This window comes from Lelliottia sp. EB106-05-01-XG201, assembly GCF_058791735.1.
Genome location: NZ_JBYTDV010000001.1, coordinates 3437961 through 3462616 on the forward strand (window position 1 = coordinate 3437961; position 24656 = coordinate 3462616).

Here is a 24656-nt window from a genome sequence, read left to right on the forward strand (position 1 = left end):
TCAAGCCTCAACGCGCACCCAACGCTGCTGTTGATGGCTTTTGACAATCGCATCAATGATATACATCACATTCGCCCCGTCGTGGAAGGTGGCAAATAAGGGCTTCTCGGGCATGGCGTTTGCCTGCACGGCGCGATAAAACTGCGCCATCATGTTCTTAAAAGCATCGGGCCAGCCTTCGATATGCCCGCCAGGGAAGTGGGCGCTGTCGGCGGCATCTTTGTTCATCAGGCCCGGATCGTCCGTCAGAATCTGATTCGCCTGTGCGCGATGGCCGATCCACAGCTGCTGCGGGACTTCCTGATCCCAGGCCAGCGAACGTTCGCTGCCGTTGATCTCAAAGCTGAGGCGGTTTTTGCGCCCGGCGCTGACCTGCGAGACGCTAAAGCTGCCTTTGCTGCCGTCGTCAAAACGGAACAGGACCGAGCCGAAATCCTCGGTGGTGACGGGTTTGTCCTCGTAAACAGCGGCGGACTCCTGGGTGAAGGTCTGATTACCCGCCACGTTGGCTTTGCGCGTCGGCCAGACGACCGAAAGATCGGCCATCACCTCGACGATCCGCCGCCCGGTGACAAACTGCATCGTGTCGCACCAGTGCGAACCGATATCTGCCACCGCCCGTGACGCCCCGCCCAGCGCGGCATCGACGCGCCAGTTGTAGTCGGTCTCGTGCAGCATCCAGTCCTGCAAATAGCTGCCGTGCGCGGCGAACAGTCGCCCTACGCTCCCGGCGCGCATCATGCTCGCCGCCTGGCGCACCATCGCGAACTGGCGATAGACAAAGCTCACGCCGTGGATGACGCCTGCCCGTTCGGCCATTTCCACCAGCTCTCTTGCCTCTTCCGGCGTCATGCACAGCGGTTTTTCCGAGAAGACATGTTTGCCCGCCGCCAGGATTTGCCGGTTGATCTGCGCGTGGAGATGATTCGGCGTGCAGTTGTGAACCACCTGCAAACCCGGATGGGCGAGCAGTTCTTCGACGTTGCCGTAGGCGTGGGGCACATTTAGCGCCCGCGCCTTTTCCTGCGCCTGGTCGAGGGAGCCGTCGCACAGGGCGACGACTTGAACAAAACCGAGGCGACGCAGCGCCTCGATGTGCGCCGGGCCGATAAACCCGCTCCCGACGATTCCGACGTTAATCATTCTCGCCCCCGGCGGCAAAATCGTCAAAGGCGCGGCCCGAGACCGGAATGATGTGGCGGCGGATAAACTCGCTGCCCTCACTCGCGCCGACGTCGCCGTCCTTCATGCAGCACTCCCACTCCAGCACCGCCCAGCCGTCGTAGTCGTACTGCGTGAGCTTGCTGAAGATCCCTTTGAAGTCGATCTGCCCGTCGCCCAGGGAGCGAAAACGCCCGGCGCGATTGATCCACGGCTGATAGCCGCCGTAGACACCGCTGCGTCCGTTGGGGCGAAACTCGGCGTCCTTGACGTGAAACGCTTTGATTCGGGCGTGATAAATATCGATAAACGACAGGTAATCCATGTGTTGCAGCAGCATATGGCTCGGATCGTAGAGAATGTTGCAGCGCGGGTGGTTGTCGACCAGCGCGAGGAAACGCTCGAAGGTCACGCCGTCGTGCAGGTCTTCGCCCGGATGCAGCTCAAAGCAGAGATCGACTCCGTGCTCGGCGAAACAATCAAGAACGGGACGCCAGCGCCTGGCGAGCTCAGCAAACGCCTCGCGAAAACGCGTCTCGTTATGTGGCGGCCAGGGGTAGAAAAACGGCCACGCCAGCGAACCGGAGAACGTCGCGTGGGCGGTTAATCCGAGCTTGGCCGATGCCGCGGCGGCCTGCTTCACTTTGGCGGTTGCCCAAGCCTGGCGCGCAGTGTCGTTACCGCGAACCTCAGACGGTGCGAAGTGGTCAAACGCCTCGCCGTACACCGGATTCACCGCCACCAGTTGACCTTCCAGATGGGTCGACAATTCGCTAATCACCAGCCCGTGCTCAGCCAGTTTCCCGCTGATTTCGTCGCAATACGTCTGGCTGACAGACGCCTGCTCCAGATCGAAAATCTGCGGGTGATTGCACGGAATTTGCAGCGCTTTGTAGCCTTTGCTCGCCGCCCAGCCCGCGAGCCCGTCGAGGGAGTTAAACGGCGCTTGTGCGCCGATAAACTGCGACAGAAAAATCCCCGGTCCCTTAATCGTCCTCATAACACCTCCAGAAAATTACGCCTTGTCGTCGTCATATTTGAACGAGAACAGGAAAATCAGGGCGATCGCCGCGGCGGCTACCGCCGGGATCCACCAGAATGTCACCCATGCCTGCGGCACGGTCTGCCCCGCCACCAGGCTGTTGTACAACGCGCCAGAAATTTGCGAGCCGAGCAGCATCCCGATGCCGTAGGTGAACATCACGATCATGCTCTGCGCCTGGCCTTTGACCTTTTCGCCCGCCACGCGGTCGGTGTAGATAAAGCCGACGACAAAGAAGAAGTCATAGCACACGCCGTGGAGCAAAATGCCGAGATAGAGCAGGAAGCGCCCCTCTTCGCTGACGCCCAGCGCAAAGAAGGCGTAACGTACAAACCACGCCAGCATGCCGATCAGCAGCATGTACTTCACGCCGAGGCGGCGGAACAGCAGCGGAATGACCAGCATAAAGACGATCTCAGACATCTGCCCGAAGGACATGGCGGTGCTCACATCCTGAATCCCGGCATCCGCCAGATACGACGCGGTGTAGGCGTAATAGGTGCCGAGCGGAACGGAGATCAGCATCGCGCACAGAGAGAAGATAAAGAAGTGGCGCGTTTTGAGAAGCGCAAACGCATCCGCGCAGAACAGATCGCGCACGGCGACAGGCAGCCCTTTGGCCGGAGCTGGCGTGTGCGGCAGCGTCAGACTGTAAATTGCCAGCAGCACCGAGCTCACCGCCGCCACCTGGAAAATGGTCACGCTGGCGGAAACGCCGGTCACACCGATGAAAATCCCAGCGACGATCCAGCCGATGGTGCCAAAGACGCGCACCACCGGGAAGGTTTTATCGACGTTCGCCAGGCTGTGAAATGCGATGTTGTTGGTCAGCGCCAGCGTCGGCATATAGCAGAGCGTGTAGCCAAACAGCAGGCCAATCAGCAGCGCGCCGTTTTGGGCGATCAGCGCCCCCGGCACGAACCACAGAATCGCCGCCCCGGCCAGGTGCATTACCGCCATCACCTTTTGCGAGGGGAAGAAGCGGTCCACCAGCATCCCGAGCACAAACGGCGAGAGGATAGACGCAATGGGACCTGCGGAAAACGCATCGCCAATCAGAAGTGACATGTTGTGCTGAGTCATCACCAGCCCGAGCGTGACCGACCAGCTACCCCAGATAAAAAACTGTAAAAACATCATCAGCGACAGCCGTGGAACCAGCAGCCGGTGCTGCCCTATCGCCTTTCCACTACTTTCAGTTGTTGACACCATGATGAGCCTCACCTTTAAAAAGTAATCGATTACAAATACCGTCAAATAAAAAGTAATCGATTACAAAATAAAGATCCTGTGGATCTAAACAGAAGTGGGAGAAGGGTCACGAACTAAATTGGTAGTCTGGAAGTGTTGCCGGGTGGCGCTGCGCTTACCCGGCCTACAAAACTGAGGCTAATCAGGCCGCTTTGCTACGCGACAACTTAAACGCCGCAAACAGGAACACCACCCATACCGGCAACAACAGCGCAGACAAGCGCATATCATCAATGGTGCACATCAGCACCAGGATCATCCCAAGGAAGGCGATACAGAGGTAGTTACCCGCCGGGTAGAGCAGCGCTTTGAACTGCGTCTCGCGCCCTTTGCGACGCATCGCCGCGCGGAAACGCAGGTGCGCCAGGCAGATCATGATCCAGTTCAGTAGCAGGGTGGCCACCACCAGCGCCATCAGCAGGCCAAAGGCCTCTTTCGGCAGCAGATAGTTGATCAGCACCACCAGCGAGGTGATGCCCCCGGAGAGCAGCAGCGAGTTGACCGGCACGCCGCGACGGCTGACGCGGGTCAGGAACTTCGGCGCGTTGCCCTGGACGGAGAGGCCAAACAGCATACGGCTGTTGGAGTACACACCGCTGTTATAGACCGACAGCGAGGCCACCAGAATGACGAAGTTCAGCGCCGAGGCCACCAGATTGCTGTTCATGTCGTGGAAAATCATCACGAACGGACTGCTGTCGGATTTCACTTCCACCCACGGATAGAGCGCCAGCAGCACCACCAGCGAACCGATATAAAACAGCAAGATACGGTACACCACCTGGTTGACCGCCTTCGGAATGCTTTTGTGCGGATCGCGCGCTTCTGCCGCCGTGATGCCGATCAGCTCCAGCCCGCCAAAGGAGAACATGATCACCGCCAGAGACATAATCAGCCCGTTCCAGCCGGTCGCCAGGAAGCCGCCGTGTTTCCACAGGTTGTCGATGTTCGCGCGCTCGCCGCCGTGGCCAGAGAAGAGCAGCCACAGGCCAAAGCCAATCATGCCGATAATCGCCAGCACTTTGATCAGCGCAAACCAGAACTCGGTTTCGCCGTACAGGCGCACGTTCACCAGGTTCACGGCGTTGATGATAATGAAGAAGGCCGCGGCCCAGATCCACGTCGGAACGTCCGGCAGCCAGTACTGCATGTAGATGCCTGCGGCGGTGAGCTCTGCCATGCCAACCAGCACGAACATCACCCAGTAGTTCCAGCCGGAAAGAAAGCCCGCAAACGGACCCCAGTATTTATAAGCAAAGTGCGCAAAGGAGCCTGATACCGGCTCTTCGACAACCATTTCGCCGAGCTGGCGCATGATCAGAAAGGCGATCACCCCCGCAATGCCGTATCCCAGCAGAACCGCAGGACCTGCCATCTGAATCGCAGGCCCGATGCCGAGGAACAGCCCGGTGCCAATCGCGCCGCCGAGGGCAATTAATTGAATATGTCGATTTTGCAAACCACGTTGCAGCGTCGGTGTCTGTTCCGACGAGGCTTCAGAAACCGCATTGTCTGAAGCGGATGACGCGTCTTTCACGTCTGACCCCTGTGTATTTTTATAGAAGGGGCACCTTTTAACACTTCAGGTCAGCAGGAGCAAGTTGCAGGCCGGATCGCAAAGAGCGGGATGAATTCGAAATCGCGGCTGGGTATGATGTTGAAAACCCCAACCTGACAGAGTGACCTATGACTGTGAAACCGTTCTACCCTATCGGAACCCCAGGCAAGCCATGGACCGCGGCTGAAAAGCAGCAGTGGCGCGAGAGCCAGACGCGTTTCAGAAGCTATGAGACTGACGTACTGGAAGCCATTGATGCGCTCAAACCGCGCTACGACGTGAGCCAGTACGGGGAACTGCACTACGGCGACCGGACATTCCCGCTGATGGCCGTGAAAACCCAAAACTGGGACGACAGCCTGCCCGTCGCGTTGATTACCGGCGGCGTTCACGGGTATGAGACCAGCGGCGTGATGGGCGCGCTGAGTTTCCTCTCTGAGTATCAGAACGAGTACGCGGGGAAAATCAATTTACTGGTGGTGCCGTGCGTCAGTCCGTGGGCCTACGAGCACATTACCCGCTGGACTTATGATGCCGTCGATACCAACCGCCAGTTTTATCCGCAAGGCGAAGGCGAAGAAGCCCGCGCGCTGATGGCGTACACCGCCCCGCTGAAAGGCAAATTCCTCCTGCACGTCGATCTTCACGAAACTACCGACAGCGACGAGAGCGAGTTCCGCCCGGCGAAAGCCGCGCGCGACGGCGAAGCGTTTGAGCCGGGAACCATTCCCGACGGCTACTATCTGGTGAGCGATACGCAGAATTCACGGCTCGATTTCCAGGCAGCCATTATTGCTGCTGTGGAGAAGGTGACGCATATTGCCCCTGCGGATAAGAACGGCAACATGCTGGACTACCCGGTGGTCAGCAACGGTGTGGTGGAGTATGACAACAATGCCTACCACCTGTGCGCCACTCTGACCGGCGCGCCGTTTACCACCACCACGGAAGTCTATCCCGACAGCCCGGACACCACGCCTGAAGCCTGCACGCGAGCACAGGTGGTGACCGTTCATACCGCGATAGAATTTGCGTTAGCCCACGCATAAGAATGGATGGGGCATCCGTGCCCCTGATAACGAGGGTAAAACTCAGAACTCGTAGCCGACGGAGACTTTGAAGGTCCGCGGTTCGCCCTGGAACAGATAGGTTCCGGAATCGTCCACGCTGGCCCAGTAGTTTTCGCCCGTTACGTTGTCGATACCGGCCCGCACGGTCATCTGATTCTGGTTGTGGTTTACCGCGAAGCGATAGCGCATCCCCAGATCCAGCGTGGTGTAGCTGTCGAGCTTTTTGCTGTTCGCCAGATCCGCGTACTGCGAGCCAGAGTGGTTCACGCGCGCCGTCGCCGTCAGGCCGTCGATCGGTTTGATGTCATATTCCGCCCCCAGCACCGCATAGAAGTTCGGCACGCCGATAACTTTATTGCCCTGATTGAGACCGTTGTTGGTTTTGGTCATCTCCGCCTGCAGCCAGGTGGCGCTGGCGTTCAGACGCATCCCCAGCATCGGCTCGCCAAACACGTTCAGCTCGACGCCGCGGTTACGCTGCTCGGCATCCAGACCATAATGTCCGGTCACGCTGTCGAGGATCGCCGACGGCATTTTGATTTCAAACAGCGCCAGCGAGCCGCCCACGCGTCCGAAGTCCGTTTTCACCCCTACTTCGTTCTGCTTCGAGTGAACAATGCCGGTGCTCTGGCCGTAGTTGGTTGCCGTATTCGGCGCCGTTTTCCCCGGCTGTAGCGCTTCCGTGTGGTTGGCGTAGAGCGAAATTTCTTCCCACGGTTTGTAAACCACGCCGTAGGTCGGCATCCAGCGGCTGCCGTCAAAGCCATCGGCGGGGTTTTCCGCGCCGGTTTTTTTGTTGTATCCGCGGATCACCACTTTTTGATGACGTGCGCCCGCGGTGAACAGCAGTTTATCGTCCAGCACGCCGAGGGTGTCGCTCAGCAGCCAGCCCTGCATGCGGGTGCGGCCGCTGGTGAGCGGATCGCTGTAGTTACCGCCGGAGCCATTGAAGTTGCTGCTCTCAGGCTTATCGACGCCGGTGTTGTGATAGATGTTAGTGACCGGGTTATCCGCTGCCGCCGACATCTTCCACGCGATTTTTTCGTTTTTGGTCATCGCCGAGTAGCCGACGTTAACTTTGTGCGAGACGAAACCGGTATCGAAGTTACCGCGAATGCCCGCCATCCCGCTCATGGAGTCGCTGATGCGGTTGGTGTCCAGACGAGTCGCCGTCGCTTTGCCGCTCTTATCGACCAGCTTCGCGCCGCTGTACAAACCTTCCTCGTGAGCGTGCTGTGCGCCGAGCCCGGTGTAAGCGGTCCAGTTATCGGTAATGTCGTACTCGCTGCGCCACATGCCGAATTCGTTTTCGATGTTGCTGTAGGCCCATTTCTGCGAGTAGTTGCGATCGTTTTTCGGCGGCGTCGGGACGAAATCCACGGCGGAAATATTCACGCCCGTTTCGCTACCGTGGAAGGTTTTCTTCTGATAGCCCATGTCCACGGAGGTGCGGAAGTTGTCGCCTTTGTAATCGAGGCCCGTGGAGAGCAGCGTGGTGCGGCGGCGATCGTTAGCAATCGGCGCTTCCCCTTCGCGGTGGACCAGGTTGACGCGCGCGCCAAACTGATCGCCTTCGCCAAAGCGACGGCCCGCATCCAGGGTGGTGCCGATCTGCGAGTCGGAGGTGTAATCCACGCCGATTTTGGCCTGCGGCGTGTCGCCCGCGTATTTCGGCTCGAGGTTGATCATCCCGCCGACGCCGGAACTGGCCGCGCCGTTCATCAGGGAGTTGGCCCCTTTGAAGATCTCAATGCGATCGACCATCTGCGTATCCACCACCTGACGCGGCAGCACGCCGGACAATCCGCCGAAGGTCATGTCGTCCCCGTCGAATTTCAGGCCGCGAATGCGATAGCTTTCCGCGCTGTTGCCGTAGCCCTGCACCGACTGTACGCCCGCATCGTTGGCGACCACGTCGGCGATGGTTTTGGCCTGCTGATCTTCCACCAGTTTCGAGGTGTAGCTGATGATGTTGAACGGCACATCCATCGCGTTCTGCTGGCCGAGCATGCCCATGCGGCCGCCGTTAGCGACCTGGCCGTCGAGGAACGCAGGAACCAGCTGATCGCCGCCCGGTTTGAAATCGCTGGCCGGAGCAGACTGGACGACGAGCGTCTCTTCTTTTGGGGTGTCCGCCGCAAAGGCGGAGTGCGTTACCGCGCCGATGGCGAGCGCCAGCAGCGTTTTATTCATTCTGGTATTGGTCATGACTAACTCGTTCAATTTTCGCGCAAAATGGCCCGTTGCCGGGCCTGATTTTTATAAGAGGTTTATTTCAGTGCAATTCTGACCACGCTGTCCGGCCCGTTGGTCGAGTGGTCTTTGTTGAAAGGCTGTTTGACGGTCACGAACAGCGTCTGGCCATCGTCCGACAGCAGCAGGCTGTTTGGATTCGGCGGCAGATCCCAGCTCTGTTTGACGGCGTAGGTGGTCGCATCCAGGCTCAGCAGTTTCCCGCTTTCGCGCTGGGTGATGTAGAGCTCATTGCGTTTGGCGTTGAATTTCACCGCCAGCGAATCGCCCACATCGAGCTGCTTAATCACGTCGCCCGTGTGGATATCCAGCACCAGCGTGGTTTTCGCTTTGGAGTTATCGGTCACGAACAGGCGGCCCGTGGCTTTGTCTTCCGCCATATTCAGCAGCAGCGCCGGTTTGTCGCCGAGCGGCTTCCAGCGTTTTTCGATGCGGTTGGTGCGCGGGTTGACGATCAGGATTTCACCGCCGCCATTGGCAACATAGATGCGCTGCGTCTGTTCAGACCACAACAGCCCGGTCACCCACTGTCCGGCGTTTTTGATGGTTTTTTTCAGTTTCAGGGTTTCGGCATCCACCACCCAGACCACCGCCGGATCGGCGACGCCGCCGATGTACAGCGTGCCGTCATGGAGCAGCACCTGACGCGCGCCATACGGGAAGCCCTCTTTGTTACGTTCGGTAAACAGCAGACGGTTTTTCACTTTGCCGTCGGCGGTGCTGATGGCGCTGATGCCGCCGTCCAGGGAGTTGGTGGCATAAACGGTGCTACCGTCCGGGGAGATCGCCAGCGCGAAGTTTTTCAGGTCGGTGTGACTGCGGCCAATGGTTTTCAGCGTGGTTGGGTCGAGTTTGTAGATCACCCCGCCCTGCACATCCTTGAAGCCTTCCGAGCTCGCCACATACAGCGCGTCCCCTTTCGGGCTGAGCACCATTTCGTACAGGCCGTCGGCGAGTTCACGCTTCACCACGCCGGTTTCTGCCGGGGCGGTAACCGTGGTCTGGGCTTCAGGAGCAGGTTTGGCGGCGTGCTGCGCGGCACAGCCGGAAAGAGAGGCAGCCACCAGCAGCGCCAGCGCGGACAATTTTTTTGTCATCAGGAACATCCTTTACCGTTCAAAAAGAGAATCAGGCGGGAAACTGCGTCGCATGCTGCTGTGCGATTAGGGTTGTTTTGACAGGCTGTGAGGCCAGTGCAGATTCCACCGTTAACACTCAGTGTTCCGTGTGAGATCTGCGCTCACTGTTGATGCGGGAATCGTCCGTCGCTGCCCACAAACACTAAAGAGAATGAGAACTATACTCATTATCTTTATATGATCAAGCGTAAATATGGGCAACAGGATGAAAATGGCGTGCGTACGCGGGACTTTGCCCGGCGGGTGTTTATCCCTTAGTACAATAAAACACAGGTGCGTTGCCGTAGATAAATAAATAGCTGGAAGCGTTCGCCGGTATTATTTCCATCTTGAGTCCCCGGTCGCGAACCTGAAAGAAATCGGGGATATTATGCCTGAAGGCCTGGCTTCTCTTCGGCCGTTCATTGGTGTCACTGGACACCATAATGACGCTGTCCCCTTCCCGCCAGTAGTTAAACTCAATTTTATTGCTAATAGCAACCGGCGGCTGACCCAGCTGAATATAATCCCCGGAGGTTTCATAATTCCCTGTGTCGCCGCTAAAAGAATAATCCGCGACAACATCAAGAATATAATTATCATCCACAATGGTCAGGTGCGACTCGCAGCTAAAGTGATTACGCTGATAGTGAATGTACCAGGCATAAAGCAGCGGCGTGACGATCGCCAGCGCGATCAGCGTCCAGCTCAGAGCGGTTTTATTCATCTTCATTATTCTGCTGCCTGTAAATAATAGAATCGCACTGCGCACCAATATCCTGAGGCTGGCGGTCACAAACGATCACCGTATTCCCCTGCTGCGCGAAATTGACCGTCATCCAGGCCGTGCCACCGGGTTTGCACTGAATAGCAAAGCGCTTCGAAAGCGCGGTAAACATTTCACGGCTTTTTTCATTTTCATGCCATGAGGAATAAAGCGCACAGCCGTTAACCTGCCCGACGGACTGATAATCCACCAGCCAGGGCTTTCCCACTTTCATAACTGAATAAAGCACACTGCATGAAATAATAAACAGTATTCCGGCAAGCCCGTATGCCAGCGGCGAGTGAAAAAATGACCGCTTAGGACGAACCTCAGGCGTGATAACGCTGACAGGATCCGGTTCAACAGATTCCTCGGATGAAACGAAAACCGGGACTGTTTTCTTCGGAGAGACAAACTCACCCAGCTCCCCCACGCGTACCTGCGCAATCGACTTAAAACCCTCCTTAGGGAGAGTCTTAATGATGTTTTCTTCCATTCCAGCGGATTTCAGAACCTTACGGATTTGAGAAATCGTCTGGTAGAGGGCATTGGTGCTGACAATAGTGCCCTGTTTCTCCCACACCGAGGCGAAGAAAGTACGCTGCTTAACGACCTGATCGTTGTTTTCTAACAACAAAAGCAGGCATTCACTGACCGGCCCGTGCAGCGTGGTGGCCCGGTATGGGTACCCTTCCAGGGGTCCCAGTCGACGAAGATCAGGTTCAAAGAGCAAGGTATCGTTGATAAGGTACACTTTCTTCATAGTACTTTCGCAAGTTGTCATAAAAAACCTGATTCAGAATTTAATTATTATATATCAGCAGGTTGAAAAAACCACATCCACTTCTTATCGACACTTTCAGCGCCACGCTCTCCTCCCTTACTCAGTATAAATCATATAACTTCACTCCTCTTTTTGTCAGGTAATTCTTAAAGTTGTCGGTATCGAAAGCACGAGCAGGAGAAATCTTTATCATGAGTTCCCGCAATCAGCGATTAATGCTAAACGGCATAAGAAATTCACAACTTTATGTTAATGGGTTGATCGATAACGATTTTTTGACACATAAAACCACAAACAACATGAAAGGCAGTCATTAACACTACTAATTAGCCATATGTGAATGGAAACTCTATTAACGAAGCTTAAACACAGGGTTTCTTATAGCGCATGGGGTTGTGTATTGGAAAGCCCTGATAGCAGCCATATAATCCACCTTATAAAATGTATGGTCTCTAAAAAGCGTTATTCCCAGTGGCGTATGTCAGGTTTACTCTAAAGTAGGTATATAAGAGATGGGCTATCGTCTATATGGCTTTATGATCGGTGAAGAAATTCATTTTGATATTTCTAATCGCAGGCTTTACCGGCTCACCGGTAGCCATACCGATAAAAGCGTGGCGTTTGCGTCAATATATTTTAATGAAACCATGTTACGGCTTTTTCTCTATCTGCTGGAACATGGTCGTAAGAAAGTTATCGCCAAAGAAGAGTTGTTTGAAAAAATCTGGGAGGACAATAATTTAAGTCCTTCGACCCAGCGGTTATGGCAGGTACTTCATAACCTGAATAACAAACTCAATCTTCTTGGGCTGCCAGATGATTTTATTCGAAATATTAGAGGGCACGGTTACATCATTAACTATCAAGATGTCGTCCCCGTTTATTATAGAATGAGCGAACTCCCTGCTCATTCTGACAAAAAAAAGGAGAAGTCTGATCCCCTGAATGAGTGATGTCAATTCAGCGGTTTTGCCCTTAGCACCGAGTGCAAAGGGCTTTTTTTTATCTCCCTGGTTATCAATTTTTTCTTCCCCTTAATGATGAAACGCATAGCAGTAAAATATTGTTAATCGGCACAGGCCGGTACTGGATAAATAAATGAGTGTAATGAACAGCTTTGGAAATTTAAAAGTCAGCAGGAAGTTATTCTTCGGTTTCGCCACCGTACTCCTGGTGACCCTTGCCATTTTGACTGCCGGGATGCTGGGAATTAACAGTATTCAGGACCGCGTCGAAAAAAACGAACACACTACCGGGCTGTTTAACGCCCTCTCCGCCGTGCGTCTGGCCCGCTTGAACTATGGCTACACTCAGGATCCGAAGTTTCTGGATCAGACCAATGTGGCAGCCCAGCGCATGCAGGAGATGATCGCCACGCTGGAAACCTACAACTGGACGCCAGAGGGTAAAACCTCCGTTGATAACACCGATAACGCGGTGAAGAACTACATGGCCTCCCTGACGCCGTTTGTGAAAGCCGTGGGCGAGAAAAAGGAAAGCGAAAGCAAACTGAGCACGCAAAATATCAGCAACAACTCAGAAATCGCCTCCCAGTTAAGCCACAGCAATACGCTCACGACCCAGCAGGCACTGGTGGCTTCACAGATGGCTTTCATCATGAGCGATATCGACAGTCAGGCCACTCAGTACAAGCTGCACCCAACGGATGAACTCAAACACGGCCTGTTGGCGCGTCTGAACACCGCGGAAACCGCATGTGAAGGGCTGCTGCAGGTGGTTCCGGAAGATCAAAAAGCCTGGCTGAATTCCAGCATCAAAGATATGCAGACGATTGCAGGCGAACTGGATAACTACGAGCTGCTCTGGACCGAACAGTCGACGTTGTCAGATACCATGACGGCTAAAGCCGTGGCATTGATCGACACTATCCAGTCGATGTTCGCCCGTCAGCAGCAAAAAGTGGTTGAGACCGTGGATAGCGTGCAGCTGCAGATGACCATCGTGGCGGCAATCGGTATTGCCCTCGGTATCATGCTGGCGTTAGCCATCACCAAATCGATTACCCGTCCGCTGAATGAAACGCTGCGCGTCGCCGAGCAAATCGCCAAAGGCGACCTGACCAGCACGCTGACCAGCGATCGTCGCGATGAGCCAGGGCTGCTGATGCAGGCCGTCTCGACCATGAACGAAAACCTGAAAAACATCATCAATGATGTTCGCGAAGGCGTGGAGAGCGTCGCCCGCTCCTCCACGGAAATTGCCGCAGGCAACATGGATTTATCCGCTCGTACCGAGCAGCAATCTGCCGCCGTGGTGGAAACGGCGGCCAGCATGGAAGAGCTGACCTCGACCGTCGCGCTGAATGCGGAAAACGCCAACCAGGCCCGTGTGCTGGCTGAAGAGGCCTCCCTTAATGCCAGCGAAGGCAGCCAGATTTCGCAGAAAGTGATCGATACCATGAGAAACGTGCGACTCAGCTCGCATCGCATCTCTGAGATCACCACCGTGATTAACAGCATCGCTTTCCAGACCAACATTCTGGCGCTGAACGCCGCCGTGGAAGCCGCTCGTGCGGGCGACCAGGGCAAAGGTTTTGCGGTCGTCGCCGCAGAAGTTCGCACCCTCGCCCAGCGCAGTGCGCAATCTGCGAAAGAGATTGAGAACCTGATCCGCGAATCAGCGGTCCACGTCGATACCGGTTTTAACCTGGTGGAAGGCGCGGGCGAAGCGATGTTCAAAATCGAGAAATCGGTGGCGCAGGTGCGCGACATCATGAGCGAGATTGCCAGCGCGACGGATGAACAGAGCCGCGGGATTTCCCAGATTGCTCAGGCGATGGCCGAGATGGATACCACCACGCAGCAGAATGCGGCGCTGGTCGAAGAATCGTCTGCCGCAGCCAGCTCGCTGGAAGATCAGGCCGTACAGCTTGAAAAAGTGGTGTCGATTTTCCGTGTGAGCAAAACGCCGCAACCGCGCGTTGAGGTTCGCCCGGCAACGAAGGGCCACGTAGTTGCCCTGAACGCCGCCAAAAAAGAAGCCGCTCAGGATCAGAACGACTGGGTACAGTTTTAATCCCGGTCCACTGATTTAACTCCCACGCTCGTCAGGCGCTCTCTTACGGATCGCCTGACGACATTGCGATGAAAGTGAAAGATGGAAAACATCCTTAAAAAAGAACACGCGATCCTGACCGATATGGGTTCCCCGTGGACCCGCGCACTTTCATGGCTCAAAACCCCGAAGATCGACCCGACGGTGAGAACCCTGAAAGCGGCTATCGCTCAGGGTCATATCACCCCTTTTTATCAGCCTTTTGTCAACGCAGCGACGGGGCAAATTGCCGGTGTTGAGGTCCTCGCCCGCTGGCGTCACCCGATTTACGGCTATGTTTCACCTGACGTATTCATTCCTATGGCGGAAAAACACGATCTGATCGTGCCGCTGACCCATCTGCTGATTCAGCAGGTGATTGCCGATCTTGAGCATCAGATCCACCGCTTCCCACCAGGGGCATACATCAGCATTAATATCAGCGCCCAGAACTGTCTCGATCCTCATTTTGAGAAAGACACCTGCGAGCTTTTACAAAAATTTCTGGTGAATGAAAGCCAGGTGGTGCTGGAAATCACGGAAAGGCACCCGCTGCATTTTACCCCGCAGCTGAGCAACTGGTTTGCCGCCCTGAGACGCTCCAATATCTCCGTGGCGCTGGATGACTTTGGCACCGGCTATTCCAATCTGTCCTACATTTCGGCCCTGAATCCGGAATTTATTAAGATCGACAAAATGTTCGTCAGCCAGATTGGTGTCAGCGCCGATACGCGCCTCGTGGACAGCCTGATTGCCCTGGCCAAAAACATGCATCTGAAAATCATTGCCGAAGGGGTTGAAACGCTGGCGCAGGCTGAATATTTGCGCGATAAAAAGATCGACTTCCTGCAGGGGTTCTACTTTTGCAAACCGATGCCGGTCGCCGAGTTGATCAATGTCGTGATGGCCGGGCGTATTCCCCCGTCTGGGGCGCTGAACAGATCGGTATAAATGCACGCGTGACAAGGCTGTCCTACACAAGTCCGTAATCAGAGGGCTGAAAAAGCGACGTAACCCGCACAGAATTGATGGTTATTTATATTCTCAATCGTACCCGTTACGCTATACTTGTTGATTATGGCTATATCACTGATTAATTGTTAATTTCTTTAGCGGGCATTATTCTGACTTCATCTAAATGCATCGTCTAATGATGAATATACAATTAAGCAGTAGTCGATAATTTGTTCAATTATATCTTCGGGAAGTATGTGAATCATGTCAAATGACAAAAATACATCAAATTTTGAACGCATTCATACCTTTGACTTTAATTTATTATTAATTTTTGAAGCTGTCTTTACCCATGGCAGCGTCAAAAAAGCAGCCGAAACGTTAAACTCCAGCGGTTCAGCGATCAGTCAATCCTTGAGTAAATTGCGACTGCACTTTGCCGATCCCTTATTTGTTCGCACCGGGCAAAAAATTGAGCCGACGACGGTTGCCATAAAACTCCACGAACAAATCGGGAAAAACTTTGGCAGTATCATTGAATCGATTATCAATTTCTCGACGCAAACCACACCGCATCGTATTGTCATTTACGCGTCACCCTATCTGGCGCTGCGCATGTTGCCCGACCTCTGTGCCGAAATTAATCAAAGCGAAATTCCTTGTGAAATCGTGCACTTATCGGCTGATTCACTGCTGAACAATGGGGAAGATATCCTTACCTATCGCAAAGCGGATATTGTCATCGACACGCATCCTTATTACAGCGCATCCGTTATCTCCAAACGCTGCCTGAAAGAGCATGTCGTGCCGGTATGCCGCAAAGATCATCCCCGCATGGACCAAAACCTCACGCGTGAAGGGATGAAAGAGGTCACTTCCACCTTCCTGAACGTCAATACCGAAGGGCTAAAACGCGTGCAGCGCGATATTGATAATAACCTTGATGCGCGGAATTTTAGCTTTAACAGCAGTTCGGTCTTAGTCAACGCAGCGATCTCTGCAAAAACCGACGCCTTAAGCTTTGTGCCAAAATGGTTTGCCGAAAACTTTGCCGATGCGATGGGGTTAAAAATATTGCAGCCAGAATTCAGTATTGAACCGGCAGATTTATATCTTAACTACAATAAAAGCGCGATGGGCAACGATAACTTCGCCAATATTATTACGAAAATTGAAGATCATTTCCTGGCGAAAATGGCTGCAGAAGATAACAAACAATAACGGGTGAAGGTATTTATCCGCGCTGAAAAGGGTGACAGGTATTTCGCTGTCACATTTTCAGATCTTTTTTCTTAATGACTTTATCTTAAATTCCACCACTCCCGCCCTGTCTTTGGATATCCGCCCTCCTTTAATAACCTCAGCAGTTTTCCCGCTGTAAAGAGCGTCAACCTTTTAACACGCCATTATATTTATTGAAAACACTCACAATAAACGATTGGATAATATAATTGAACCTAATATAAAAATGATTTAAAAAAGCGACCAATAGATATATATGTAAAGAAAAACCACCACACGTTAATTTATGAGCATAGAAATCATAGCGTTACGTAATCATACCCAATTGTTTATAAATACTTATTTAATAAAACAGTATCACCTTAGATTTGTCATTTGTATATTATCTCAAGTTTAATCTCTTTACATACTTGACAATAATAAAACTCATTTGTAATTCATAGTGTTATGCCAGTCAAGGTTGTGTTTATTGATTTATTTCTGGAATGGAACCCTTATTAACGTCACTTATTCATTGCGACGTTAATGGACAAGACAGCCACGAGACCAGGATATGTTCACCCAGGGTTATTACTTAATCGTCACAAATGGAAATGGCCCTGCTCGCCTGAAATAGCGTGAGGGTTAATTCAAGGAGAACAGCAGCATGCCAAAACACCCTCACACGCGCCTTCATGATAAAAGCAAAAATACGCTTAAGATGCGTATACTCTCCGTTGCCATATTAGCAGCAATATCAGGTACCTCAGAGGCCACAACGATTATTGGGGACAGCACGAATGCCCGCACTTACAACAATGATACTGACTTTATAGTAGAAAAGGGAACAGTATCAGGCACGTTGTACATGGGCGGTGTAGACGGAATGGACGGTTATACTTTAACCAATTATGGCACAATCCGTTCTGCCCAGGATCCAACTGATTCAGGCGTAAGTACCTTCGCTTCTTTACACGGTACGATTATTAATCACGGTACGATCCGCAGTGTTCTGGGGGCAGCCATAACCCTGGACCACGGCCTTAACACTGTCGATAGTCACGGTTATAACCTTCAAGGGGATCATTCAGTTATCCTCTGCACAGGCTCAGTTTTAAGTAGTAGTAATAACACAGCTATCTTTAGTGCAAGCGAGGGAAATACCATCACACTCACCAGTGATGATGATGAAACGACCATTGAAAATGGCGATATGGTTGGTATGGCTGAGAGCTGGAGGAAATTTGTAAAGCTCACATCGGCGGCCAACAGTCACTGGCAACTTGGAGGAAATGTTGAGCTGGGCGGGACCACGGCTGATACCCTTTTTGTTGAAGGTGATTTAACCATCACCGGACATATCAAACAATTTGATCCTAACGGTGGAACGACCATCGCTGAGGGCGGCGTGCTTACGCTGGGGACGAATGGCATTGTTGACAGCAATATCATTGATAACGGCAGCCTGGTCTTTAACAGCAGTAAAGATGCCGTCAGCAACAACGTCATTTCAGGCACGGGTTCACTCACACAGGCAGGCACAGGTAACCAGACGCTATCGGCGGTCAACTCCTATACCGGCGCGACCTCTGTTCAGGCGGGTACCCTGACGACCGGCGCGGCCCACACACTTGACAGCAGTAGTAGCGTAGATGTCGCCAGCGGCGCGACGCTCAACCTCAATAACCTTTCTCAGACCCTCAAGGGATTAACGGGTGCCGGTAATGTCACAATGGGCACGGCAAACCTGACAGTGAATAACGCCGGCGCTGACAATTTCGCGGGTGTTATGTCCGGTACGGGCTCACTCACCAAAAGCGGTGCGGGTACCCTGACTCTTGGCGGGAGCAATACCTATGCGGGTGGCACTAACGTGGCGGAGGGCTCGCTTGCCCTGGCCAATAATAATGCGGCCAGCAACGGACAGATTAATATCCAGCAAGGGGCGAATCTCGATCTGGCGTACAGTGATGCTTCCTTCACCAACGAAGTCACAGGTGCGGGTAAAGTTAAAGTCAGCGGTCAAAATGTTGTGCTGAACGAAGACGCCACCACCCTCACCGGCGGCTGGGATATCACCGGCAGCGCGAGCATGACTCAGCAGTCTCAGCTGGGAGCCTCAGGCGTTCAGCTCGACGGCGCTCAGAGCAAATTGACCCTCAATCACCTCGGCAGCACCTTCACCAACATCCTCACCGGTAACGGGACTCTGGCGGTTAATCAGAGCAACATCACCGATGAGTTCCATATCTCCGGCAGCATGGGCACCGCATTTACCGGCACCCTTGAGATGCAGAAAGGTAATCTGACGCTCGATGACACCGCCGAGAAAGCGCTGGCGAACGCGACCCTGGCCCTGACCAAAACCGGCATCGCGACGATGAAAGACGATCGTACCCTTGGCGGCTTCACGACCGGCGGCGGCACCCTCATCGTCGATAACACCCGTACCGACCCGGATGTGCTCACCGTCAAAAATCTCGATGGCAGCGCGGGCGGCACTATTCAGGCCAATATTCCGACCGATCTCACCCCGCCGGTGATCTCCACCAACCCGTCCTGGTTCGCTCAGGATAACGTGCATGGCGTGCAGGTTGTGAAAGCCACCGGCGACGTCACCGGCGTCGGGACCCACCTGACCCTGCTGGATCAGAACGGTAACTCACTGCACAACCCTGTTGACGTGGACTTCAGTGAGAACGGTCAGCAGATCGGCACCGCGACCTACGGCGATGCGGCCGTCGTGGCTGCCGATGGCATCTGGGCGGGCTATGACCTGACCCGCTTCAACGTCAATGCCGGACAAACGCTGGTGCTGCAAAATGAGCCGGGCAAGGACAACGCCCTGGGCGCACAGCTCACCGGGGCCGGCAACGTCGATGTGCAGGCCAGCGGCAACGTGATCCTGAGTAATACAGACAACGACTACACCGGCAACACCACGATCAGCAGCGGCAGCGTGCAGATGGGCAGCGACAATGCCTTCGGCCACACCGCAGACCTGGTGCTCGCGAACAGTACCGGGCTGGATATGAACGGGAAAGCGCAGGCCGTCACGTCCCTGCACAATGCCGCAGGCAGCAGCCTGAATCTCAACGGCGGCAGGCTGACTATCGCGCAGGGAGGAGAAAGCCTCGGCACGCTCAGCGGCGGCGGCCAACTGGATGTGGATGGCGGTGAACTGACCGTTCACGGCGCGAACCAGGGGTTAAGCGCTGAGACAGACATTGCAAAACCCGCCACGGTCACTCTCGACAATACGCAGGGCCTGGGCACGGGCGCGGTCGATCTGGCAGGTAACCTGAACCTGGTCGGCGCGAACGGCGTCATGAACAATGCGCTCGCCGGTAACGGCACCCTGTCTCTCAAAAACAGCGCGCAGGTGACGCTGAACAATACGGCATCCACCTTTGCCGGTCGCATCGACGTTGCGAGCGACACTCAGCTGACGGCGCAGGGCGCCGGCACGCTGGGCACCGCGAGCGTCGTGGATAACGGTAATCTGGTGCTCAATTCAGCGACGGACGAGACGCTCAACAATGCCATCAGCGGCAAAGGCGGCATGGAGAAAACCGGCGCGGGCACGGTCACCGTCGGCAAGGCACAGACTTACACCGGCGATACCCACATCTCTCAGGGTGCCCTGAACGTGAACGGCGACTTTGGCAGCACCGGCACCGTCTATGTAGCGAAAGCCGCAGCCTTAAAAGGTAACGGCAGCGTGGCGGGCTCTGTGGATAACAGCGGCGTGATTGACCTGACCAGCGCCACCCCGGGCAACAACCTGGTGGTGAACGGCGACTACAGCAGCCACGACGGCCAGCTGTGGGTCAACAGCGCGCTCGGCGGGGATGATTCCGCACACGATCAGCTGACCGTGAAGGGTAACACCAGCGGCAACACGGCTGTCACAGTCAACAACATGCACGGTCTGGGTGACCGGACCGAAAACGGGATCAAGCTGGTCGACGTACAGGGTCAGTCCGGCGGGAACTTTGTGCTGCAGGGCCGCGCGGTAGCCGGGGCTTATGATTACGCCCTCAACAAGGCCAGCGACGGGGACTGGTATCTGCAGTCCACCTCCGCCCTGCGTCCGGAAGCCGGGGCATGGCTGGCGAACCAGAGCATGGCCAACAGCGTGTTCATGAACACCCTGCACGATCGCAGCGATGAAAACCGTCAAAGCGGCGACGATGCGCCGGCCACCTGGGCACACTTCGACGCCGGTCGTACCAACAGCAAAGGGGCAGACGGTGCCCTGTCGATGGGCTCCAACACCAGCATCCTGCGCATTGGCAGCGATATCTTCCGCCATGACTTCGGCAACCAGCGCATCAATGCCGGTGTGATGACGGGCTATGCCCACGTCGACACCGACAGCGATGCGAAAAATGCCAGCAACCGCGCAACGGGTAAACTGGATGGCTACAGCGTGGGCCTGTATGGCACCTGGTATGGCGGCGCGGCGGATCAGAAAAGCGGTCCGTATGTCGACACCTGGGTGCAGTACGGCACCTTCCATAACACCGTGAAGGGCGACGATCTGGCGGAAGAGAAATACCACTCGCACAACTGGATGGCGTCTGTCGAAGCGGGTTACGACCTGCCGCTCGGTGCGCTGACTGTTCAGCCGCAGTTCCAGACCCTGTACACCGATTACAGCCAGGGCGACTACACGGAATCCAACGGCACTCGAATTAAGAGCAAGGACTCCGGCGGCGTGACCACCCGTCTCGGCGCACGTCTGTATGGTGAACTCGGCACTGAAGCCGTCACTCAGCCGTACGTGGAGCTGAACTGGTGGCACGGCGGGAGCGATAACAGCGTGCAAATGGACAGTGTGACCGTGAACCAGTCTGTGCCGGTGAGCCGCTACGAAGCGAAAGTCGGTGCCCAGACGAAGGTCAGCGCAAACTGGACGCTGTGGGTCAACACCGGTGTCGAAGCCGGGAAAGACAACTACTCCAGCGTTCAGGGCCAGGTGGGCGGCAAGTACTCCTGGTAAGCGTTAAGCAGCAGTAACACGCCAGCGCGAACAACGGGATGGAAACGTCCCGTTGTTCGCGTTTTTCATTTCAGGATCGGCGCGAAAAGCAATGGGTACGACGGCATGGTTTGGGATGTTAAAACAAGGGGGAGAAAGCAATGGTACGCCCTGTAGGATTCGAACCTACGACCTACGGCTTAGAAGGCCGTTGCTCTATCCAACTGAGCTAAGGGCGCACTGAGAGAAGTGCACTTGCGGTGTGAAACGCCTGGAATTATACGGTCAATGGCAAGTGAGTCAATGCCTTTTAGCGCGATCGCCTGGCTTCTCACCTAAGCCGCCTCAATCCCCCATTAATACGCCTGTTTTTTCTCCATTCCTCTCATATTTCTGCCACTTGCCCGCGCTGCGAAAAGCCTTAACCCTCTTTAAGTAACGCCTGCTATTTTCAGAAGACAATCACCGTCACACTCGTCAGCGGTATCCCGGCACCAGGAGCCGGAAGATAACAGGACAGTGTTGTGACCGCCTCAGCCCCCCGTTTTCCTTCTGATCCGTCAGAAAGCCGCATTCCTCCGCTAAAAGGCGTCTCGCCAGAGATTGTCGGCATCAAACTCGAACCCATTGTGGCCCTCTCCTCTTCCCGCGTCGTCGGTATGGAGCTCCTCAGCCAGCTCGCTTCGCCCGAACAAAGCGAAACATTTTTCCAGCATCAGTCGGTGAAACAGTGCATTAGGTTACTGGAAGTGCAGCTCGCGGCTCTCAAAAACACAGGTTACGCTAATCATCTTTTCATCAACCTGCCGATAACCGTATTTATGGAGCCGGATTATTTCGCCCGGATCCTGCCGCTGCTTAACGCCGGACAGAACATTGAAATCGTCGAACCGGGTCTGTTCTTCCAGCTGCCTGCGGAGTTGCGCGAACGGGTGACCCGACACTGGGGAATGTTAGCCGATCGAGGCTGCCGGATTTGGCTGGACGACGTGAACACCGCCTCCCTCAGCCCATTTTTGTCACGTCAATTGCCGTTATGCGGCGTCAAGATCGATAAGATGGCGTTCTGGCGTAAAAGATCAACGCCCGCGCTGGCTGAGCTGGTGAATCTTTGCGCGCAGGTGGCGAACAATGTGTTGATTGAAGGCATCGAGTCAAAAAGGGATCGGGAATACGCGCTGCAGGCAGGGGCGGAATTCGGTCAGGGATATTACTGGCCCTCTGTAGGCTGGTCTGAGGAGAAAAAGAGATTAGCCTGAGAGAGAATCAATGCGCATGACCGTACGCCGCTACCGGCGTCGTCGAAAAGGGAGCGATTCGCTGGGTTTTTCCGATGTCCGTTCCCGCGCCCCTTTTTTTGACCGTCTTGTATACCTGAGTCAATCCATCAATCAGACACGCAGACCCGACGCACCCTTTATGCTCCTCGTCACGCACGATCAATTCCTGCAGACGGGAATTCAGTGCGGCCCTGCCCCTATGAAACATTGCTGCGGATACGACACCCTGGAATCAGCCTTCAGCGCGCTGGAGAACTGGCCGTCGGCACGGCTGGTCGTCGACATTGAAAGCCGGACGCTGCCGCTATTAGAGATGCTTGATGCCCTGCGCCGCATTATCTTGTACCCGCCGTTTACCGCCGTCAGTCTGCTGGTTCGCGCCGATGACTACGACGCCCGAATCATGTGTAAAACCAGCGGCCCTTTCGAGGTGCTGGAGCGGCAGCTGCCTGCTCAGGCCCTGCAGCACGCACTGGCAACCACCCTTCCCCCGGTTAACCATCGCAGCGCCTATTTTTCGCGTGAAGAGTGGACCATCCTGCAATTTTTATCTCAGGGCGAGTCGCTACGGAATATCGCCCTCTTCCACCAGCGCCCCTATAGCCGCATTGTTTATCGTCTTGGGCGGATCCTGAGTAAACTGGGATTACATCACCGTCAGGAATTACTGCATCTTCTGCATCGCCTCGCCGTATCCCCGTCTTATTAACCCATTAATTCCTAAAGAACTTTAGGAAATTACTTACGCAAAGCATTAAAAACATGTTTCATTTTAACATTCTGTTAAAGATTACAACTATTCCTAATCCCGCCTTTCTCTCAATGCAAATCTCTGACTAACGCAGGTAATCCAGGATTTTCATCCAGAAGTTAAGATTTAATTTAATCCGTTAAGAAGATGATAAGGATGTAAAGACGTGAGTATTCAAGGACTCGCTAAAACGGGCGCTCCCTGGTGGCAGGAGATCCTGCTGCAGTCTGAGGGAATTTTTGCTGAAAGGTGCACAGCACTTTCAAATGAAGGTCTCGCGCGCAGTGAGGAAAGATTTTTTCCGACTTTGTGGCCCAGGAATTTCCGCTGAAAGCGCTTAAAATAGCAACATTATATTAACATTGAGGGGATTCTATTATTTTTTGCAATTACATAAATAGGATAATCTCTGTTAAGAGCAATAACTGGTTATTTAGCCCAAATTTAAAATCATCGCTTTCCGTCCTCAGAAGATCATATTAAGAAACACTCCGCAGTTAATTTACAGGCTTTTCGGAGAAAACTTACACGGTATAATAAGCATGTTCTCAATGAGAATAAGAAATACCTTTACTCATCAAAGAAATTTAAATTTGGCAGACAGGCCGAATCAATTTTCATCACAACGTAAACAAGGATGCTTTCGCTTTTTCCAGGGAAATACCCCGTATAAGGATCTGCAGAATTATCCTTCCGGCATACCAGGCGCCTTTGTACCGATCTCAATTGCGCTTTCACAACCTGAGGCATAAAAAATGAAACCGGCATCCGTTATCATTATTGACGAGCACCCGATCGTCAGAATGTCAATCGAAGTTCTGCTCCAGAAAAATAAGAACATTGAGATTAAACTCAAATCCGGTGACAGCCACGAAGCGCTGGACTACATCCGCAATCACCCTATCGATCTGGTGATCCTCGACATCGAACTACCGGGCACGGATGGGTTCTCTTTACTCAAGAGAATCAAAAACTTAAACGAGGATATTAAAATCCTGTTCTTGTCCTCAAAATCAGAATCATTTTACGCCGGGCGCGCCATGCGTGCGGGTGCAAATGGATTTGTAAGCAAACGAAAGGATTTGGGAGATATCTATAACGCGGTGGAGATGCTACTGGCGGGGTATTCTTTCTTCCCCTATGAAACCCTGAGCTTTATAAACCATCAGGGCTCACACCGGGGAGCGATAAATGACATGCCATTATCTAACCGGGAAGTCACTGTCTTACGTTTTCTGGCGAATGGATTATCCAACAAGGAAATCGCCCAGCAATTACTGCTTAGCAACAAAACAATTAGCGCACACAAGTCAAACATCTATTCGAAATTAGGTGTGCAGACTATCGTTGAGCTTATTGATTATGCCAAAGCCCACGAGCTGTTATAATCTGAAAGCACTCCCTGCCGC

17 protein-coding genes and 1 tRNA gene are annotated in these 24656 nt (G+C 54.0%); 9 read left to right on the forward strand and 9 right to left on the reverse strand.

The annotated features are described in order from the left end of the window. The 4 genes from AC3WS9_RS16165 to pheP form a co-directional block, all read right to left on the reverse strand. Entirely contained in the window at positions 1-1143 is a 1143-nt protein-coding gene (locus tag AC3WS9_RS16165; RefSeq protein WP_492489319.1) for a Gfo/Idh/MocA family protein, read from the reverse strand. Further along, on the reverse strand, positions 1136-2161 hold the full coding sequence (locus AC3WS9_RS16170; RefSeq protein ID WP_492489321.1) for a sugar phosphate isomerase/epimerase family protein: 1026 nt from the start codon (positions 2159-2161) through the stop codon (positions 1136-1138). Before AC3WS9_RS16170 ends, AC3WS9_RS16165 begins: the two co-directional genes overlap by 8 nt. A 15-nt stretch (positions 2162-2176) precedes the next feature. Then, positions 2177-3415 carry an MFS transporter gene (locus AC3WS9_RS16175; RefSeq protein WP_285149982.1) on the reverse strand — a complete coding sequence of 413 codons (1239 nt, stop codon included), beginning with the start codon at positions 3413-3415 and terminating at the stop codon, positions 2177-2179. A gap of 181 nt (positions 3416-3596) precedes the next feature. After that, positions 3597-4991 (reverse strand): phenylalanine transporter, encoded by a 1395-nt coding sequence (pheP, locus tag AC3WS9_RS16180; protein WP_492489323.1) that lies wholly within the window; start codon positions 4989-4991, stop codon positions 3597-3599. Positions 4992-5140: 149 nt separating this feature from the next. On the opposite strand from pheP, the gene AC3WS9_RS16185 reads away from it, so the two are divergent. After that, complete coding sequence (locus AC3WS9_RS16185; RefSeq protein ID WP_492489325.1) at positions 5141-6061, forward strand: M14 family metallopeptidase; 921 nt, start codon at positions 5141-5143, stop codon at positions 6059-6061. A gap of 42 nt (positions 6062-6103) precedes the next feature. Here AC3WS9_RS16185 and AC3WS9_RS16190 read toward each other — a convergent pair whose 3' ends face one another. The 4 genes from AC3WS9_RS16190 to AC3WS9_RS16205 form a co-directional block, all read right to left on the reverse strand. After that, positions 6104-8290 carry a TonB-dependent receptor gene (locus tag AC3WS9_RS16190; protein ID WP_492489327.1) on the reverse strand — a complete coding sequence of 729 codons (2187 nt, stop codon included), beginning with the start codon at positions 8288-8290 and terminating at the stop codon, positions 6104-6106. A gap of 62 nt (positions 8291-8352) precedes the next feature. Beyond that, positions 8353-9432 carry a YncE family protein gene (locus AC3WS9_RS16195; RefSeq protein ID WP_492489329.1) on the reverse strand — a complete coding sequence of 360 codons (1080 nt, stop codon included), beginning with the start codon at positions 9430-9432 and terminating at the stop codon, positions 8353-8355. 289 nt (positions 9433-9721) lie between these two features. After that, complete coding sequence (locus AC3WS9_RS16200) at positions 9722-10180, reverse strand: YqeJ family protein (protein WP_492489331.1); 459 nt, start codon at positions 10178-10180, stop codon at positions 9722-9724. Next, positions 10173-10982, reverse strand: a complete 810-nt coding sequence (locus AC3WS9_RS16205; RefSeq protein ID WP_492489333.1) for a winged helix-turn-helix domain-containing protein — start codon at positions 10980-10982, stop codon at positions 10173-10175. The genes AC3WS9_RS16200 and AC3WS9_RS16205 overlap by 8 nt, the downstream gene beginning before the upstream one ends. 533 nt (positions 10983-11515) lie before the next feature. Here AC3WS9_RS16205 and AC3WS9_RS16210 point away from each other — a divergent pair. The 5 genes from AC3WS9_RS16210 (at position 11516) to AC3WS9_RS16230 (ending at position 21237) form a co-directional block, all read left to right on the forward strand. Next, on the forward strand, positions 11516-11956 hold the full coding sequence (locus tag AC3WS9_RS16210; RefSeq protein ID WP_282493878.1) for a winged helix-turn-helix domain-containing protein: 441 nt from the start codon (positions 11516-11518) through the stop codon (positions 11954-11956). 145 nt (positions 11957-12101) lie between these two features. After that, positions 12102-14039, forward strand: a complete 1938-nt coding sequence (locus AC3WS9_RS16215) for a methyl-accepting chemotaxis protein (RefSeq protein ID WP_492489335.1) — start codon at positions 12102-12104, stop codon at positions 14037-14039. An 81-nt stretch (positions 14040-14120) separates the two neighbouring features. Beyond that, on the forward strand, positions 14121-15008 hold the full coding sequence (locus AC3WS9_RS16220; protein WP_492489337.1) for an EAL domain-containing protein: 888 nt from the start codon (positions 14121-14123) through the stop codon (positions 15006-15008). Between the two features lie 267 nt (positions 15009-15275). Further along, entirely contained in the window at positions 15276-16232 is a 957-nt protein-coding gene (locus AC3WS9_RS16225; protein ID WP_492489339.1) for a LysR family transcriptional regulator, read from the forward strand. A gap of 1222 nt (positions 16233-17454) precedes the next feature. Continuing rightward, positions 17455-21237 carry an autotransporter outer membrane beta-barrel domain-containing protein gene (locus AC3WS9_RS16230; RefSeq protein ID WP_492489341.1) on the forward strand — a complete coding sequence of 1261 codons (3783 nt, stop codon included), beginning with the start codon at positions 17455-17457 and terminating at the stop codon, positions 21235-21237. Between the two features lie 141 nt (positions 21238-21378). Here the strand turns inward: AC3WS9_RS16230 and AC3WS9_RS16235 are convergent. Further along, positions 21379-21455: transfer RNA gene (locus AC3WS9_RS16235), tRNA-Arg, on the reverse strand. 285 nt (positions 21456-21740) lie between these two features. Here AC3WS9_RS16235 and AC3WS9_RS16240 point away from each other — a divergent pair. The 3 genes from AC3WS9_RS16240 (at position 21741) to fimZ (ending at position 24635) form a co-directional block, all read left to right on the forward strand. Then, on the forward strand, positions 21741-22475 hold the full coding sequence (locus AC3WS9_RS16240; protein WP_282492530.1) for an EAL domain-containing protein: 735 nt from the start codon (positions 21741-21743) through the stop codon (positions 22473-22475). A 10-nt stretch (positions 22476-22485) separates the two neighbouring features. Continuing rightward, a complete protein-coding gene (locus tag AC3WS9_RS16245) occupies positions 22486-23205 on the forward strand; it encodes a DNA-binding response regulator (RefSeq protein ID WP_492489343.1) in 720 nt (239 codons plus the stop codon). Positions 23206-24002: 797 nt separating this feature from the next. Continuing rightward, positions 24003-24635 (forward strand): fimbria biosynthesis transcriptional regulator FimZ, encoded by a 633-nt coding sequence (fimZ, locus tag AC3WS9_RS16250; RefSeq protein ID WP_282492532.1) that lies wholly within the window; start codon positions 24003-24005, stop codon positions 24633-24635. The last annotated feature ends 21 nt before the right edge of the window (positions 24636-24656 follow it).